Raw genomic sequence first — 15491 nt, 5'->3', positions numbered from 1 at the left:
GCATGACGACGAGACTGGTGGTGATCGGCAACGGCATGGTCGGCCACAAGCTGCTGGAGGAACTGGTGGCGCTGGGCACGCCCGGCCTGGACATCACGGTGCTGTGCGAGGAAAGCCGGCCCGCCTACGACCGCGTGCACCTGTCCGACTACTTCGCCGGCCGCAGCGCGGACGAGCTGTCGCTGGTGGCGCCCGGCTTCTTCGATCATCCCGGCCTGCATCTGCGCCTGGCCACGCGCGCGGCGCGCATCGACCGCGCCTTCAAGCGGGTCACCACCGCCGACGGCGACGTCGTTCCGTACGACAAGCTGGTCTTCGCCACCGGGTCCACGCCGTTCGTGCCGCCGATCCCCGGCAACGACCGCCGCGGCTGCCTCACCTACCGCACGCTCGACGACCTCGCCGAACTGGCCGAATGGGGCGCGCAATCCAAACGTGGCGTGGTGGTCGGCGGCGGCCTGCTGGGGCTGGAATGCGCCAAGGCCGTGCGCGACATGGGCCTGGAAACGCACGTGGTGGAATTCGCGCCGCGCCTGATGGCGGTGCAGGTGGACGACGGTGGCGGGCGCATCCTGCACCGGACCATCGAGGAACTCGGCCTGGTGGTGCATACGGGCAAGAACACACAGGAGATCATTGACGGTACCAGCGCACGTCACGCCATGAAGTTCGCCGACGGCAGCACCCTGGAGACCGACCTGATCGTGTTCTCCGCCGGCATCCGCCCGCGCGACGAACTGGCGCGGCAATGCGAGCTGGGCGTGGGCCAGCGCGGCGGCATCATGGTCGACAACTTCTGCCGCACGCGCGACCGCGACGTCTACGCCATCGGCGAATGCGCGCAATGGGGCGGCAAGGTGTTCGGCCTGGTGGCGCCGGGCTACGAGATGGCGCGCGTGGTGGCCAAGCATCTGCATGCCCTGCTGACGCGCGAGGAAGCGCGCGACCTGCCGGAGTTCGCCGGCGCCGACATGTCGACCAAGCTCAAACTGATGGGCGTGGACGTGGCCAGCCTCGGCGATGCGCACGGCGCCACGCCGGGCAGCCGCAGCTATCAGTTCAGCGACGAGCGCCGCCAGGTCTACAAGCGGCTGGTGGTATCGGAAGACGGCAAGCGCCTGCTCGGTGGCGTGCTGGTGGGCGATGCCGCCGAGTACGGCACCTTGCTGCAGATGATGCTCAACGGCATGGAGCTGCCGGAGGCGCCGGAATCGCTGATCCTGCCCGCGTCGGACAGCAAGGCGAAACCGGGGCTGGCGGTCGATGCGCTGCCGGCCTCGGCCCAGGTGTGTTCGTGCAACAACGTATCCAAGGGGCAGTTGTGCAAGGCGGTGGGCGAGGGCGCCACCAGCATCGGCGCCTTGAAAGAGGCCACGCGCGCCGGCACCACCTGCGGCGGCTGCGTGCCGCTGGTCACCCAGATCATGAAGGCGGAGATGGTGCGCCAGGGCCTGGCGGTGACCAGCCATCTATGCGAGCACTTCGCGTATTCGCGGCAGGAGCTGTACCACCTGGTGCGCGTGGAGCGCATCCGCCGCTTCGACGAACTGCTGGCGCGCCATGGCCAGGGGCTGGGTTGCGATATCTGCAAGCCGGTGGCGGCCAGCATCCTGGCCTCGTGCTGGAACGAATTCGTGCTGCAGCAGGAACACGCTTCGCTGCAGGATTCCAACGACTACTTCCTGGCCAATATCCAGAAGGACGGCACCTATTCGGTGGTGCCGCGCATGGCCGGCGGCGAAGTGACGCCGGATGGACTGATCGCCATTGGCCGCATCGCCAAGTCGTACGGCCTGTACACCAAGCTCACCGGCGGCCAGCGCGTGGATCTGTTCGGCGCGCGGCTGGAGCAGCTGCCGCTGATCTGGGAGGAACTGATCGAAGCGGGCTTCGAATCCGGCCATGCCTATGGCAAGTCGGTGCGCACGGTGAAGTCCTGCGTGGGTTCCACCTGGTGCCGCTATGGCGTGCAGGATTCGGTGGGCACCGCGATCGACCTGGAAAACCGCTACAAGGGACTGCGCTCGCCGCACAAGCTGAAGTTCGCCGTGTCCGGCTGCGCGCGCGAATGCGCCGAGGCGCAGAGCAAGGACGTGGGCGTGATCGCCACCGAGAAGGGCTGGAATCTCTACGTCTGCGGCAATGGCGGCATGAAGCCGCGGCACGCCGAGCTGCTGGCGGGCGACATGGATACGGCCACCCTCGTTCGCTATATCGACCGCTTCCTGATGTTCTACATCCGCACCGCCGACCGCCTGCAGCGCACCAGCGTGTGGCGCGATGGGCTGGAAGGCGGCATGGACTATCTGCGCGACGTGGTCGTGCACGACAAGCTGGGCCTGGCCGCGGAACTCGAAGCCGAAATGGCCCTGGTGGTCGACACCTATGCCTGCGAGTGGAAGCGTGCGGTGACCGATCCCGCGGTGCGCGCACGCTTCCGCCACTTCGTCAACAGCGAAGCCGGCGACGACCGCGTGGCCTTCGTGCCGGAGCGCGGGCAGATCCGGCCTGCGACGGTGCAGGAGAAGCGCGCATTGCGCGGCATTCCCGTGGTGGTGGAGACGGAGTGAGGCCATGACGAGCGAACAGGCAGGCTGGATGTCCATCTGCGCCATCGGCGACATCGTGCCGTCCACCGGCGTCTGCGCCCTGGTGGGCAGCGAGCAGGTGGCGGTATTCCGCATCGGCGAGGAGCTCTACGCGATCGACAATCTCGATCCCTGCTCGGGCGCGGCGGTGCTGTCGCGCGGGCTGGTCGGCAGCCTCGGCGAGCGCGTGGTGGTGGCGTCGCCGATCCACAAGCAGCACTTCGACCTGCGTACCGGCGAATGCCTGGAGCAACCGCAGCAGGCGGTGCGCACCTGGGCGGTGCGGCGGCAGGGCGAGGACGTGCAGGTGGAGCGGCGCGATACATGAGCGAAGCGGTACGCACCACCTGTCCCTACTGCGGCGTCGGTTGCGGCGTGCTGGCCAGTGTGGACGCGGACGGCGCGGCGCGGGTGGCGGGCGATCCGGCGCATGCGTCCAATCGCGGGCGTTTGTGCGTCAAGGGTTCGGCGCTGGGCGATACGGTCGGGATGGAAGGGCGGCTGCTGCATCCGCTGCTGCGCGAGGCGGATGGCGTGGTGCGCCGTGCGGGCTGGGATGAAGCGATCCAGCGCGTGGCGGACGGCTTCTCGCGCGTGGTGGCGGAGCACGGTCCGGACGCGGTGGCGTTCTACGTATCCGGGCAGTTGCTGACCGAGGACTATTACGTCGTCAACAAGCTGGCCAAGGGTTATCTGGGCACGGCCAATATCGATACCAACTCGCGCCTGTGCATGTCCTCCGCGGTAGCGGGCCACAAGCGCGCGTTTGGCGAGGACGTGGTGCCGGGCTGCTATGAAGACCTGGAGCAGGCCGAGCTGGTGGTGCTGGTCGGTTCCAATACGGCCTGGTGCCATCCGGTGCTGTTCCAGCGCGTGACGCAGGCGCGCGACGGCCGCGACGGTCCGCGCGTGGTGGTGATCGATCCGCGCTTTACCGCCACCTGCGAAGGCGCCGATCTGCACCTGCCGATCCGCCCGGGCACCGACGTGCGGCTGTTCAACGGCCTGCTGTCGTTTCTGTTCCGCCATGGCGTGATCGATCCCGCGTTTATCGATGCGCATACGGAAGGCTTCGATGCGGCGCTGGCGGCCGCCGAGGCGGAGGCGGGCGACCCGGCCCAGGTGGCGCAGCAGTGCGGCCTGCAGGCGGCGGACGTGGTGGCATTCTATCGCCTGTTCGCGCGGCACGAGAAGGTGGTGACGCTGTTTTCGCAGGGCGTGAACCAGTCCAGCAGCGGCACCGACAAGGTCAACGCCATCATCAATTGCCATCTCGCCACCGCGCGCATCGGCCGGCCGGGCATGGGGCCGTTCTCCATCACGGGACAGCCCAATGCGATGGGTGGGCGCGAAGTCGGCGGCCTGGCCAACATGCTGGCGGCGCATATGGAGCTGGGCGAACCGGCGCACCGGGATATCGTGCAGGCGTTCTGGCAGTCGCCGCGCATGGCCGACAAGCCGGGCCTGAAGGCGGTGGAGCTGTTCGATGCGGTGGGCGAGGGGCGGATCAAGGCGCTGTGGATCATGGCGACCAATCCGGCGGTAAGCCTGCCCGAGGCGGACAAGGTGCGCGCCGCGCTGGCGCGCTGCGAGCTGGTGGTGTGCTCGGACATCGTCGAGCGCACCGACACCAATGCCTTCGCCCACGTGCTGCTGCCGGCGCTGGGCTGGGGCGAGAAGGACGGCACGGTGACCAGTTCGGAGCGGCGCATCTCGCGGCAGCGGCCGTTCCTGCCGGTGCCGGGCGAGGCGCGCGCGGATTGGCGCGTGGTGTGCGAGGTGGCGCGGCGGATGGGTTTCGAGCGCGGTTTCGAGTTCGGCAACCCGCACGAGATTTTCGTCGAGCATGCGCAGCTCACGACCTTCCGCAACCGCGAGCCTGCCGCCGATGGTGTGCCGGCTGCGTACAGGCGCCTGCATCTTGGGAGCTTGGCGCGGCTCGATCGGCGAGCCTACGACACGCTCGCGCCGGTGCAGTGGCCGGTGACGGAAGCGGGCGAGGGCACGCCGCGCCTGTTTTCGGACGGCCGCTTCAGCCATGCCCATGGCCGCGCGCGTTTCGTCGCCACGGCTTCGCGTCCGCCGGTGCATGCCGTCGACCGCGAGTATCCGCTGGTGCTCAACACCGGCCGCATCCGCGACCAGTGGCACACCATGACGCGCACCGCGCGCTCGCCGCGGCTCAACGGCCATATCGGCGAACCCTTTATCGACATGCATCCGCACGATGCGCTGCGCTGCGGCGTGCGCGAAGGCACGCTGGCACGGGTCAGTTCGCGCTGGGGGGCGATGGTGGGGCGGGTGCGCCATGGCGGCGGCATCCTGGCGGGGCAGGTGTTCGTGCCGATCCACTGGAGCGATCAATTCGCTTCGGATGCGCGCGTGGGCGGGGTGGTGAATCCGGCGGTGGATCCGGTCTCCGGCGAGCCGGAGTTCAAGCACACGCCGGTGCGGGTCGAGCCGTTCGCGGTGCGCTGGTATGGCTTTGCGCTGGCGCGGCAGGCGCTGCCGGCGTCGGCGCTGAGCTATTGGACCTTGATCCGCGGCGACCGCTTTCTGCGCTACGAACTGGCGCACCGCGAGCGGCCGGCCGATTGCGATGCCTGGGCGAAGGGCTGGCTGGGGGCGGATGAAACCGGCGCGGACTGGCTGGCCTTCGAGGATCGCGAGACCGGCGTATACCGCGCCGTGCACCTGCGCGATGGCCGCATCGAGTCCTGCCTGTTCCTTGCGGCGCAACCGCACCTGCCGTCGCGCCAATGGCTGTCCTCGCTGTTCGCGCGCGAGCGGCTGGACGAAGCCGACCGGCTGGCCCTGTTGTCGGGCGAGCCGCCGGGCGGTGGCGGCGATCCCGGGCCGGTGGTGTGTTCCTGCTTCGGCGTGGGGCGCAACACCATTCTCGAGGCGATCCGCGCGAACGATATGGACCTGCCGGCGCAGATCACCGCCGAGCTGCGTGCGGGTGGCAATTGCGGGTCCTGTATTCCTGAGTTGCGGCGGCTGATCGCCGAGACGCGCGCGGTTACCGCGGCATGAGCGGGCACGGATGCGGCTGGAGGGCGTACCGATGAAGCTGTATCCGTTGTTTGCCGATCTGCAGGGCTTGCCGGTGCTGGTGGTGGGCGGCGGCACGGTGGCGCGGCGCAAGGTGGCCGCCTTGCGCGAGGCCGGTGCGTTGGTGCGAGTGGGAGCACCGCAGCTCGATGCCGGGCTGGCGCGCCTGGCGCAGGACGGCGCGGTGGCATGGCTGCGCGGCGACTACGAGCCGGGCTGGCTCGACGAGGTGTGGCTGGTGGTGGCGGCCACCGGCGACAAGGCGGTCAATGCGCGGATCGCGGCCGATGCGGGGGCGCGGCGGATACTGGTCAACGTGGTCGACGATGCCGTGCTGTCGCGCTTCCACGTGCCGGCGGTGATCGACCGCGCGCCGCTGATGGTGGCGATCTCCACCGCCGGCGCCGCGCCGGCCTTGGCCAGCCGCGTGCGCGAGATGCTGGAGCGCGTGCTGGATCATGCGCTGGGTTCGCTGGTGGCGCTGGCGCAGCGCCATCGCGGCAGCATCGCGCGGCGCTACGGCGATCTGGCGCAGCGCCGCGGCTTCTATGGCTGGCTGCACGACGGCCCGGTGCTGAAGCTGCTGCGGCGTGCGCGCCACGAGGAGGCGGAGCGGGTGCTGCTCGATGCCTTGAGTGGCGATAAGGATGTGCAGCCGCGTGGTTCCGTCGCGCTGGTCGGCGCCGGCCCAGGCGATCCCGGCCTGCTGACCTTGGCGGCGCTGCGTGCGCTGGGCCAGGCCGATGTGATCCTGCACGACCAGCTGATCGGCGACGACATCCTGGCACTGGCGCGGCGCGATGCCGAGCGCATCGACGTGGGTAAGCGCTGCGGTGGCCGCCAGGTGCCGCAGGAACGGACGCATGAGCTGATGCTCGCGCACGCGCTGGCCGGGCGGCGCGTGGTGCGGCTGAAAGGCGGCGATCCGTTCGTGTTCGGCCGCGGCGGCGAAGAGCTGGCCTTTCTGCGCGAACATGGCGTCGACTGCGAGATCGTGCCCGGCATCACCGCCGCCGTGGCCTGCGCGGCTTATGCGGGCATCCCGCTGACGCATCGCGAGCTGGCGCAGTCGGTGTGCCTGGTGACGGCGCACGGCAAGGATGCGGCGGAAACCTTGAGCGACGCCATGCTGGCCCAGCCGCGCCAGACCTTGGCCGTCTATATGGGCGTGGAACGGATCGGCATGCTGACGGCGCGCCTGCTTGCGCGGGGGCGCGATCCGGAAACCCCGGTGGCCCTGATCGAGAACGGCAGCCTGCCGCGGCAGCGCGTGGTGACGGGTGTGCTGCGCGATCTGCCCAGGCTGGCGAGGGAGCATGCGGTGGGCACGCCGGCCTTGCTGATCGTGGGCGAGGTGGCCGCGTTTGCGCGCAAACACAGCTGGTTCGGCACGCTGGTGGCGGAAGAAACCGCCGCGGCGCTGCCGTGCATGGAAGTGGCTTGATGGCGGCGCCCGAACAGGCCTTGGCGGGACGCCGCATCGCCGTGCCGGAATCGCGCGCGCTGGACGTCTTCGCCACGCTGCTCGAACGCCGCGGCGCCACCGTGCTGCGTTGTCCGCTGGTGGAGATCCGCGATGCCGCGGATCCAGCGCCGGTGCTGGACTGGCTGCGCCGCTTCAACGACGGCGCCTGCGACGATCTGGTGCTGTTTACCGGCGAAGGATTGAGCCGCTTGCTGGATGCGCTGGATCGGCACGCACCGGAGTGGGGCGAGCGCTTTATCGCCCGCCTGGCCCGGGTGCGGATCATCGCGCGGGGCCCCAAGCCGGGCCGCGTGCTGCGCGAACTGGGCTTGCGCCCCAGCCTGGTGGCGGAACCGGCGACGACCCCGGGCGTGATCGCCTGCTTGCGCGAGCTGGATCTGCGCGGACGCAAGGTCGGCGTGCAGCTGTACGGCACCGAGCCGAATGCGCCGCTGATGGCGTTTCTCGCCGAGGCGGGCGCACACGTATTGCCGGTGGCGCCTTACCGCTACGCCGATGCGGCCGACGATGCCGACGTGCTGGCCATGCTCGAAGGCATGCGCCAGGGCGAGATCGACGCCATCGCATTCACCAGCATCCAGCAGGTGGAGCGCTTGTTCCGGCTGGCCGGCGCCGACGTGTCGAAGGAGGCCTTGTCGCGCGTCGTGGTGGCCGCGGTCGGGCCGGTGGTGGCCGACACACTCGCGCAGCATGGCGTGCGCGTCCACGCGGTGCCGGCGGACAGCTACTACATGAAGCCGCTGAGCACGGCGCTGGCCGAGGCCCTGGCGCGGCCCTGACTTCTGGGGGAGGGCGACCTTTGGCACGGGGCAGGCGGTGCGGCGCGTCTTTATCGTCTGCGCCTTGCTTGCCGATGCGAGTGCGCCATGGAAGTTCGTCCCCTCCTCCTGCTGTCCGTTGCCGCGCTCGTGCTTGCGGGGTGTTCCGGCGCGGCCAGGCGCGATATGGAAGCGGACCGTATCAAGATGCACCAGGAGCCGCTGGAACTGCGCGGCGACAAGGACGTGCCGAAGGCCTATATCGACGTGACCGGCGGCGTGACCATCGACAAGCAGCCGCTGGCGCTGACCGCCGATCAGCGCGCGGCCGTTCTCGATTACCGCGAAGCCTCGCTGGAAGTGATCGACATCTCGTTCGATGCCGCCTCGCGCCTGACCAGGTATGCGGTGCCGCGGCTGCTGTTCGGCTCGATGATCCACGGCACCGATGGCGCATCGAAAGGCATCGAGGCCGATGCCGAGAAGATCCCGCATTCGCCGCAGTTCTGCGCCTCGCTGGAGAAGATGCGCCAGACGCAGGACGTGATGGTCGCCAAGGAGGAAAGCCTGCGTCCATATGCGCGGCTGACGCAGGAGGACGTGCAGGATTGCCAGTCCGGGAAGCCTTACCGGCATTCCATCTGAGGGGCGAACGTCGTACCCCCTCTCCCCTCTGGGTGACCCGAAGGTAGTCCCCGTGGGAGAGAGGGTTGGGGTGAGCAACGGTCTTGCCTCATCGTCTCAACTTCGTCATCCCGGCGTAGGCCTCGCTCGTCATTCCAGCGAAAGCTGGAATCCGGGGACTTTGTCGCTCGGTTGTTGCGTTGACGGTTGGGTGTCTCGCCGTTGGCGAGTGTTTCGCCCCGCTGCCGCGGGGCGAGTTACTTCTTCTTTGCGTGCCCAAAGTCAAGTCTATATAAACTTTTCATGTGGGCGAAAAAAAAGCGGCCGTTAAGCCGCTTTGTAGTGTCTCAGTTTGTAGTGCTTGGCGGACCGGAGAACACCCTAAGGTGTCCTTGTCCTACCAGGAAATTCTTGTAGCAGGCGAGCGTGACATTCCAGGCCTCCCTGGCAACAGCGGGGCCTCGTTCGATGACCTTTCCATTCTCGTCGATGATGGCGAGCATCGCTTTCCGCCCTTGCCGGGTCTCAGCAGAGAGGCCTTCGAAGCAGACCGCGGTAAGGACAGCCTGAGTCAGGTTGCCGGTTGAGGGGATGCCGATCATGCATGCTCCAGCAAGGGGGATGAGGATACGAGCGTTTCGGCAGAGGTCACCAGGAAGGAGCGATGACGTCTGCGAGCGCGGTCATGGTGATAACAAACAGCATTACGCTCGTCCCAACGCCGGGCAAGAAGAGGCTGTTCTGAATGGGGGCTCCCAGAACAATGGGTGTGCGACATAGCGGAATGGGCGGCGAATGAGGCCACTATCGTCGGCACGGCAAATCACCGGGGCAAGCTTGCCAGGGTGTATGAGTGGGTCTGTACACAAGCGACTGCGAAGGCGGCGATAAGTAGGGGGCGTGCTGTGGGACAAACACCTCCAAGAAAGCGTCTATCCAACTGACCGCGTGGGTGCGATGGGTGGTTGCGTTTTGACGAGTGTCGCCTTCGGTGCCGCGGCGGCGTGCAACTGCGTGATCGTGGAGATTGCCGTCGATGACGATGGCTAGGTGTGTCGCTCTTTCATGAGCTAGAAAATGTTTGACTCCGTCGGAAAAAGGTAATCAAGGTAATCATGCTTTTTGGTAGATAGGTTTTTCGTGTGAAATCAATGTGGTAAAAGCGGTTCTGAACGGTAATCTATGAGGTGATCAGAAAGTAATGGATTACCTTCTTAAGAGGTAATCATGTAGATGGGGCTGGCCACGAAAAATCAATCACTTAGAAAGTAATTACCTTTGGGGTTACCTCGGATCACCTTCTTTAGTAATCATTGATCTTCGTAAAATCAATGACTTGAGCGACAAAAAAAGGCGGGTTACCTCCATTACCTGTTTCCGGTGCCGCCGCACGTTCCCGCAGGAAAGGCGGCACCGGCTAGCCCAGAAAGTCCTGTCGAAACGGGATTGATGATGGCCGATGCGGGATCCTCGGCTTGTCGGAACGGTGTCTATGCATGCGTCAAAGCGCGTCGCCACGGTTTCGCATTTCATACCCGACAGGTTGCGCCAGACCAATTCTGGCGGGTTGTGGATAGCTGCGTCGAAATCGACCTCTAAAGGGTGCGCGGGTGCGGCGGGGGTAACTGCGTGGCTCAGGGGACTGCCGGCGCTATGCCGGGTCAGCGTTCTCCTGCTCCTTGCGCATGTCGCGATTACCACCACGCTCGATTGACTCCTGTTTCAGCAAATCAATCGCAGGAATCTCAAACTTCCCCGTTCACTAGCCCGAGCAGCCGCGCCCGATCGACCGCATGTTTGCGGGTTCCGGCCGATAATTTCTGGAACAGGTTCTTGAGATGCCATTTGACGGTTTCGCCGCTAATGTCGAGCGTGCGCGCGATCAGCTTATTCGACAGGCCTTTGTCGAGCAGATGAAGAATTTCGGCTTCCTTGGCGGTCAGCAGACCCTGACGCACCGAGAGGGGCACTACGGGCAGGGCAAATGGGGACACTGCTTCGGCCGATTCCGAATTCTGCGTGGACGGCTCAGCGGCGTAGGCAGGATGAAGTTCGCTGGCCATCCGCACCGCTTCGGGGTGAGTATCGATCAGTAGGCGGACGTTGCCGCCAAGTCGGGCCAGGCTGATCGCTTCGGACATCAGGGTGGCCGATTCGGCGGCACCACGCTGCCGCGCGAGCACCGCGCGCAGCACCTTGAGCGTCTGAGCGTCGTAGTTGCGATGTAGCTGATGGGCGAGCGCATCGGCAGATTTCAACTGCCGCTCCGCCTCATCGAGATGCTGGCGTCCGAGGGCCGCGTAAGCCTTGGCGATCGCCGCTGTCAGCAAAAAATGCGAAAGGAAAGGCACGTATGCCTTGCGCCGGAACACCGGTGCAAGCTGGTCCAGCGTCGCCAGTAGTCGCATGACCGTTTCGGTGCGCCGGTTCAGCGCGTGGATGCGGATCTGCTCGACCAGAGCATGCAGCTGCAACCGTGGTAATTGCCTGCGGCGAGCCAACGCCTCGAGGTTGTCCAGCGCTGCCAGGGCGCGCCGTTCCTCGCCCTTATCGAGCGCGATGCGGACCAGTGCGTAATAGGCAGTCAGCACGATGTCGGGAAAGCCGCTCTCGATCACGTCCAGCCGATCGGCGAGCAAGGCTTGCGCAGTATCCGTCCGGCCGCGCTGCAGCATGGCGGCGGCCAGGACGGCGGCATAGGTGCTGGCGATGGTGCTGCGCCGGCCTTCTTCTCGTTCGACCATGTTCAGCGCGGAGCTCAGGGTCAGCTCGACCTGATAGGCACTGCCGTCCCATAGATAGCTGAGGCCAGCAATGGTTCGTGCCAGCGCGGCGGCGAGACGCAGGGAGCCACCCTCGCCATGGGCGACCACGCGCGCGGTGAGTTCGCGCACTTCCGCGGTGCGTCCCGCGTGCAACGCAAGAATGGCGTTGCCGTTCAAGGGTGCCACGACGTACAGAGGGTCTTCGATATGGTCCACCGGCGGCCATTGCGCCACCAGCTCCGCCACCAGACCGAGTCGGTCCGCATAGATCGCCGCGCCGCCCGCCACTCGCAGCGCGATCATGCGCCGCAGCGGCGTACTCGCGGGATCGGCGGCCGCCCTCAGGGCGACGCGCAAGGCCTCTTCGTTGCGATCGCCAAGCGCGAACACCCAGGCGGCCACCAGCTTGAGCGACATATCCCGCGCCAGGATACGCCCAGGAATACAAGCCAGCCATTCGCGCGCCTCGGTCAGCCGCCCCTGTGCGCCGAGCATCGCCAGTGACCGCATCGCATAGGCGTGCGCCTGCGTTTCATCGCCAGCCGCCATGGCGTGGCGCGCCGCTTCATGGAAGCGCTCGCGTTCGGCGAACCAGCGGGAAGCGCGCACGTGCAGTTCGATCTGCTCGTCGCATGGCAGGCGCTCGAAACGCTCCAGCAGAAAATCCCTGGCCAGCGGATGCAGCCGTATCCAGTCCTCGTGTCCGCTCATGATCAGCGGGGTTCCCCTCGCCAGCCGGTCGAGCAGACCTTCCGCTCCCGCATGACCGGTCACGGCCGCGCACAATCCGGCCTGGAGATAGTCGAGGATGGCGATGCGTATCAGGAAGTCCGACTCGTCAGCGGACAGATCGCCGAGCAGGGCATCGACAAAGTAATGCTGCAGGTCGCCCTGGCGTGGCGAGAAACTGCTCACCGACGCGGCCGGATCCTCTTCGTACTCGACCCTGGAAATGGCGAACTGCAGGCCGATCGGCCACCCTTGCACGGCATCGTGAAGCTTGGCGGCCTGATGCACGCTAAGCCGTCGTTCCAGGCGCCGATCCAGCAGCTCGATGGATTCCTCGAGGCGGAACCGCAGGTCGTCAGCCTTGAGCTGCGCCAAGCCGCCCTTCGCCGCCAGCTCGGCGAGGGGAAGCGATAACGGCGCCCTCGACCCGATGACCACGTGCAGGTTCGCGGGCGCATTGAGCAGCAGATAGGGCAGCGAGGAGCGCACGGTCGTCTCGGGAAAGCGCTCCGCATCATCGAGCATTAGCACCGTCTCGGTGCCGAGCAGCGCGATCTCGCCCAGCAGCGCGGTGAGCATGGCCAAGTCCTGGTCGGCCTTGTTCTCGCACCGGGCAGCGAGGGTCCCGAACACCGCCTTGCCGCTAGCTCCGGCGAGGGCGTGCAGCAGGGCGAGGACAAAACGCAACGGTTCGTCCCGGACATCGGCGCTGAGCCACGCCACTAGCGCGCCTTGCTCCAGCCATTGACGGCGCCATTGCAGCAAGACGGTGGTCTTGCCGAAGCCGGCGGGGGCGGTCGCCAGGATAGCCGCACGCTCGCGCGCCGAGAGCCAGAAAGCATGAAGCCGCTCACGTTTCGCTACGCCGCGCAGTAGGCGCGGCGGCGTCGTCTTGAGAATCAACTCAGGCTCGCTCATTGGCCGGAAGCAACCCGGCGCGCGCCTCGTCTGTTTTTTTCGGCGGAGCGCCGTAGAGCCACGCCCATCGCCTGGCCGGGAATCGCCATGTATCACCCCCTTGGTATGGCCTCCGGCCATAGTTCCGCTCTCGGGCTATCCGGCAGCTTCAATAGGACTCGCCGACCCGGAGCGGATAATAAGTCGCGCCGACAAGAATTTACGAGACGGTATGCCGAAGCCAACCCCATGGCGCATTCGCGCAAAGCCGCGCCCTTTCACAAAAAGCACACATTCGACCCTTGCGTGACATCCAGCTGAGGCGGCCGATTCCGGGGAAGCCCCCCCATTGTGGGTGGGGTGAAACGATCCACCTCCGACATGGCCGAGGGCAGAATGACACCCGATGTTCCAGCCGTAAGATTTCGCCGCAGCAAGTATCGGTGCGGTCGATCCAGGCTGGGACGCACGTGCTCCGGATGGGCATGGGGGTGACGCCGAACCACATCCTTGCAGGCACGTCTTTCGGGGGAGAGGAACAATGAGGTTCCTGATTGCCGACGCTCATCCCATCATTCTTGTGGCGCTTTCCGAAATGCTGCAGGCGGCATTTCGCGAGCGGATTTCCCGCATCGATACCGCCGGGGGTGCTTGCGGACTGCTGCGGCGCCTGAAGGAAGCCTGTTACGACTACCTCATCCTGGAGCCGGACATGGCGGCATCGCCCAAAGGCATTCCGCTCCTCAAGGCCGTGCGCGATACGAGCGCCTCGCCGAAGCTCATCGTCTACACCGGCAATACCAGCCCCTGCGTAGCGCTGGCGGCGCTGGACCAGGGGGCCACGGCCTACATCTCCAAATGCAGCGGGCCGCAGGTGGCCATCGATGCCATCCACGCCGTGGTTGCGGGCCAGACCTTCGTCGATCCTTCGATCGACGTGGAAGCAGCCCGCCATCATCCCTGGCATCGTCTCAGCCAGACCGAACGCAACGTGATCATCGCGCTGGCCAAGGGTGAGAACATGCAGGCGCTGGCCATCGACAGCCAGCGCAGCTACAAGACCGTCTCGACGCATAAGTACAACGCCTTCAAGAAACTCGGCCTGCGTTCCAAGGCCGAGATCGGCGCATTCCTCAATCACCACGGGCTGGACTTCCTGGTCGAATGACAGGCGTGGCGTCGTGTCATACGCTCGCGCCGGGCTTCTTCCAAGCCATCGCTAAGGAAAGGGGAACAGGGATGCAACCGATTCACTTCATCTCCGGCCTGCCCAGGTCCGGCTCCACGCTGCTCGCGGCCCTGCTGCGCCAGAACCCCCGCTTTCACGCGCATATGAGCAGCCCGCTCGCTGGCATGGTCGACGCCATGCTGGGGGAAATGAGCGATCGCAACGAATACGCTGCCTTCATCTCGGACGAGCAACGCCAGCGCGTGCTGCGCGGCCTCTTCGCCAGCTACTACGGCACCGAGTTCACGGCGCAGGTCATTTTCGATACGAACCGCACCTGGTGCGCGAAGCTGCCGGTATTGAACCGGCTCTTCCCGGAGTTCAAGGTGATCGCCTGCGTCCGTCACGTCTCCTGGATCGTCGACAGCCTGGAACGAGCGATCCAGAGGAACGCCCTGCGTCCCTCCTTCATGGCCAATTTCCAGACCGGCGGCACCGTCTACCACCGCGTCGAAGGCTTCGCCATGGGCGAGGGCATCGTGGGCCATGCCTACAATGCATTGAAGGATGCGTTCTTCGGCGAACACGCGTCGCACCTGATGTTGCTTCAATACGAAACCCTGGTGCGCGATCCGGCCATGGCCCTGGCGGCGGTGTACGACTTCATCGGCGAGCCGCCGTTCCGGCACGACTTCGACAACGTGCACTTCGACGCCAGCGAATTCGACGAGCGTACCGGCATGCCGGGTTTGCATGCGGTAGGCCGGCAAGTGGTGGCGCAGGAGCGCGCCACGGTACTCCCCCCGGACCTGTTCCGGCGCTTCGAGAACGATGCGTTCTGGCGCCATGCGCCGTCGAACCTCCGTAGCGTGCGCGTGGTGTAACCGGCGCCGGGCAGGCTGGCGGCGACCGACCACCCTAAGAGTTTTCCCACTAGCTTGACCCGGGCGCCGAATCTAGCCTGCGCATGAAGCTGGCGATCCGAGGCAGGGCGGCGGCCGGCGGATTCCCACAGCGCAAGGAGCGGGCGATGGAATCGATCTATCACGAGGGGAAGCCGGCGTATCCGGCGTTGGCGGCCTTGCTTGGCCACGACGCCTGCCGGGTCGGCGTGGTGCTGTGCGTGTTCCATCACGCAGTCAGCAGCGATCTGCAACGCATGGAACACGCGGCCATCGCCGGCGAATGGGCGCGGGTGCGCGAGTTGGCCCATCGCACCGCGTGGGGCTGTCGCTTCATCGGCGAAGACTGCGCCGCCGATGCACTGGCCGCGGTCGAGCGCACGCCGGGCGACGTACCGGCTGGTGATGCGCTCGCACAAACATTCTGGAGCGCCCATGGGGCGCTCGTTGCCGTACTCGATCGAGCTGCAGCGTACGCGGACGTACGCGCCAAGACGCGCCGGGACTGACCTGCGCATCC

General features: G+C 66.3%; 11 protein-coding genes. 9 read left to right on the top strand and 2 right to left on the bottom strand.

Annotated elements, in window-relative coordinates:
• Window positions 1–2 precede the first annotated feature (2 nt).
• The 6 genes from nirB (at window position 3) to FHW84_RS12825 (ending at window position 8531) form a co-directional block, all read left to right on the top strand.
• Window positions 3–2570 (top strand): nitrite reductase large subunit NirB, encoded by a 2568-nt coding sequence (gene nirB / locus FHW84_RS12850; RefSeq protein ID WP_167256091.1) that lies wholly within the window; start codon window positions 3–5, stop codon window positions 2568–2570.
• 4 nt (window positions 2571–2574) lie between these two features.
• Window positions 2575–2916, top strand: a complete 342-nt coding sequence (gene nirD, locus FHW84_RS12845; RefSeq protein WP_167256089.1) for a nitrite reductase small subunit NirD — start codon at window positions 2575–2577, stop codon at window positions 2914–2916.
• Window positions 2913–5624, top strand: a complete 2712-nt coding sequence (locus tag FHW84_RS12840) for a nitrate reductase (protein ID WP_167256087.1) — start codon at window positions 2913–2915, stop codon at window positions 5622–5624. The genes nirD and FHW84_RS12840 overlap by 4 nt, the downstream gene beginning before the upstream one ends.
• Before the next feature lie 31 nt (window positions 5625–5655).
• A complete protein-coding gene (gene cysG / locus FHW84_RS12835) occupies window positions 5656–7086 on the top strand; it encodes a siroheme synthase CysG (protein ID WP_167256085.1) in 1431 nt (476 codons plus the stop codon).
• Window positions 7086–7907 (top strand): uroporphyrinogen-III synthase, encoded by an 822-nt coding sequence (locus tag FHW84_RS12830; RefSeq protein ID WP_167256083.1) that lies wholly within the window; start codon window positions 7086–7088, stop codon window positions 7905–7907. The genes cysG and FHW84_RS12830 overlap by 1 nt, the downstream gene beginning before the upstream one ends.
• A 165-nt stretch (window positions 7908–8072) precedes the next feature.
• Window positions 8073–8531 carry a hypothetical protein gene (locus tag FHW84_RS12825; protein WP_167256081.1) on the top strand — a complete coding sequence of 153 codons (459 nt, stop codon included), beginning with the start codon at window positions 8073–8075 and terminating at the stop codon, window positions 8529–8531.
• Between the two features lie 326 nt (window positions 8532–8857).
• On the opposite strand, the gene FHW84_RS12820 is transcribed toward FHW84_RS12825, so the two are convergent.
• Window positions 8858–9112, bottom strand: coding sequence for a hypothetical protein (locus FHW84_RS12820; protein WP_167256079.1), 255 nt, complete (start codon window positions 9110–9112; stop codon window positions 8858–8860).
• A 1143-nt stretch (window positions 9113–10255) separates the two neighbouring features.
• A complete protein-coding gene (locus FHW84_RS12815; RefSeq protein WP_167256077.1) occupies window positions 10256–12922 on the bottom strand; it encodes a LuxR C-terminal-related transcriptional regulator in 2667 nt (888 codons plus the stop codon).
• A 520-nt stretch (window positions 12923–13442) separates the two neighbouring features.
• Here FHW84_RS12815 and FHW84_RS12810 point away from each other — a divergent pair.
• The 3 genes from FHW84_RS12810 (at window position 13443) to FHW84_RS12800 (ending at window position 15480) form a co-directional block, all read left to right on the top strand.
• The gene (locus FHW84_RS12810) at window positions 13443–14069 is read left to right on the top strand and encodes a response regulator transcription factor (protein WP_167256075.1); all 627 of its coding nucleotides are present in this window, start codon (window positions 13443–13445) and stop codon (window positions 14067–14069) included.
• Window positions 14066–14953 (top strand): sulfotransferase, encoded by an 888-nt coding sequence (locus tag FHW84_RS12805; protein WP_243868094.1) that lies wholly within the window; start codon window positions 14066–14068, stop codon window positions 14951–14953. Before FHW84_RS12810 ends, FHW84_RS12805 begins: the two co-directional genes overlap by 4 nt.
• A 146-nt stretch (window positions 14954–15099) precedes the next feature.
• Window positions 15100–15480 carry a hypothetical protein gene (locus FHW84_RS12800; protein WP_167256073.1) on the top strand — a complete coding sequence of 127 codons (381 nt, stop codon included), beginning with the start codon at window positions 15100–15102 and terminating at the stop codon, window positions 15478–15480.
• Window positions 15481–15491 lie beyond the last annotated feature (11 nt).

This window comes from Dyella sp. SG562, assembly GCF_011759495.1.
GTDB classification, from domain to species: Bacteria; Pseudomonadota; Gammaproteobacteria; order Xanthomonadales; family Rhodanobacteraceae; genus Dyella_D; species Dyella_D marensis.
Note: the sequence above shows the minus strand (reverse complement) of the source record. Positions and strands in the feature narration are given on the sequence as shown.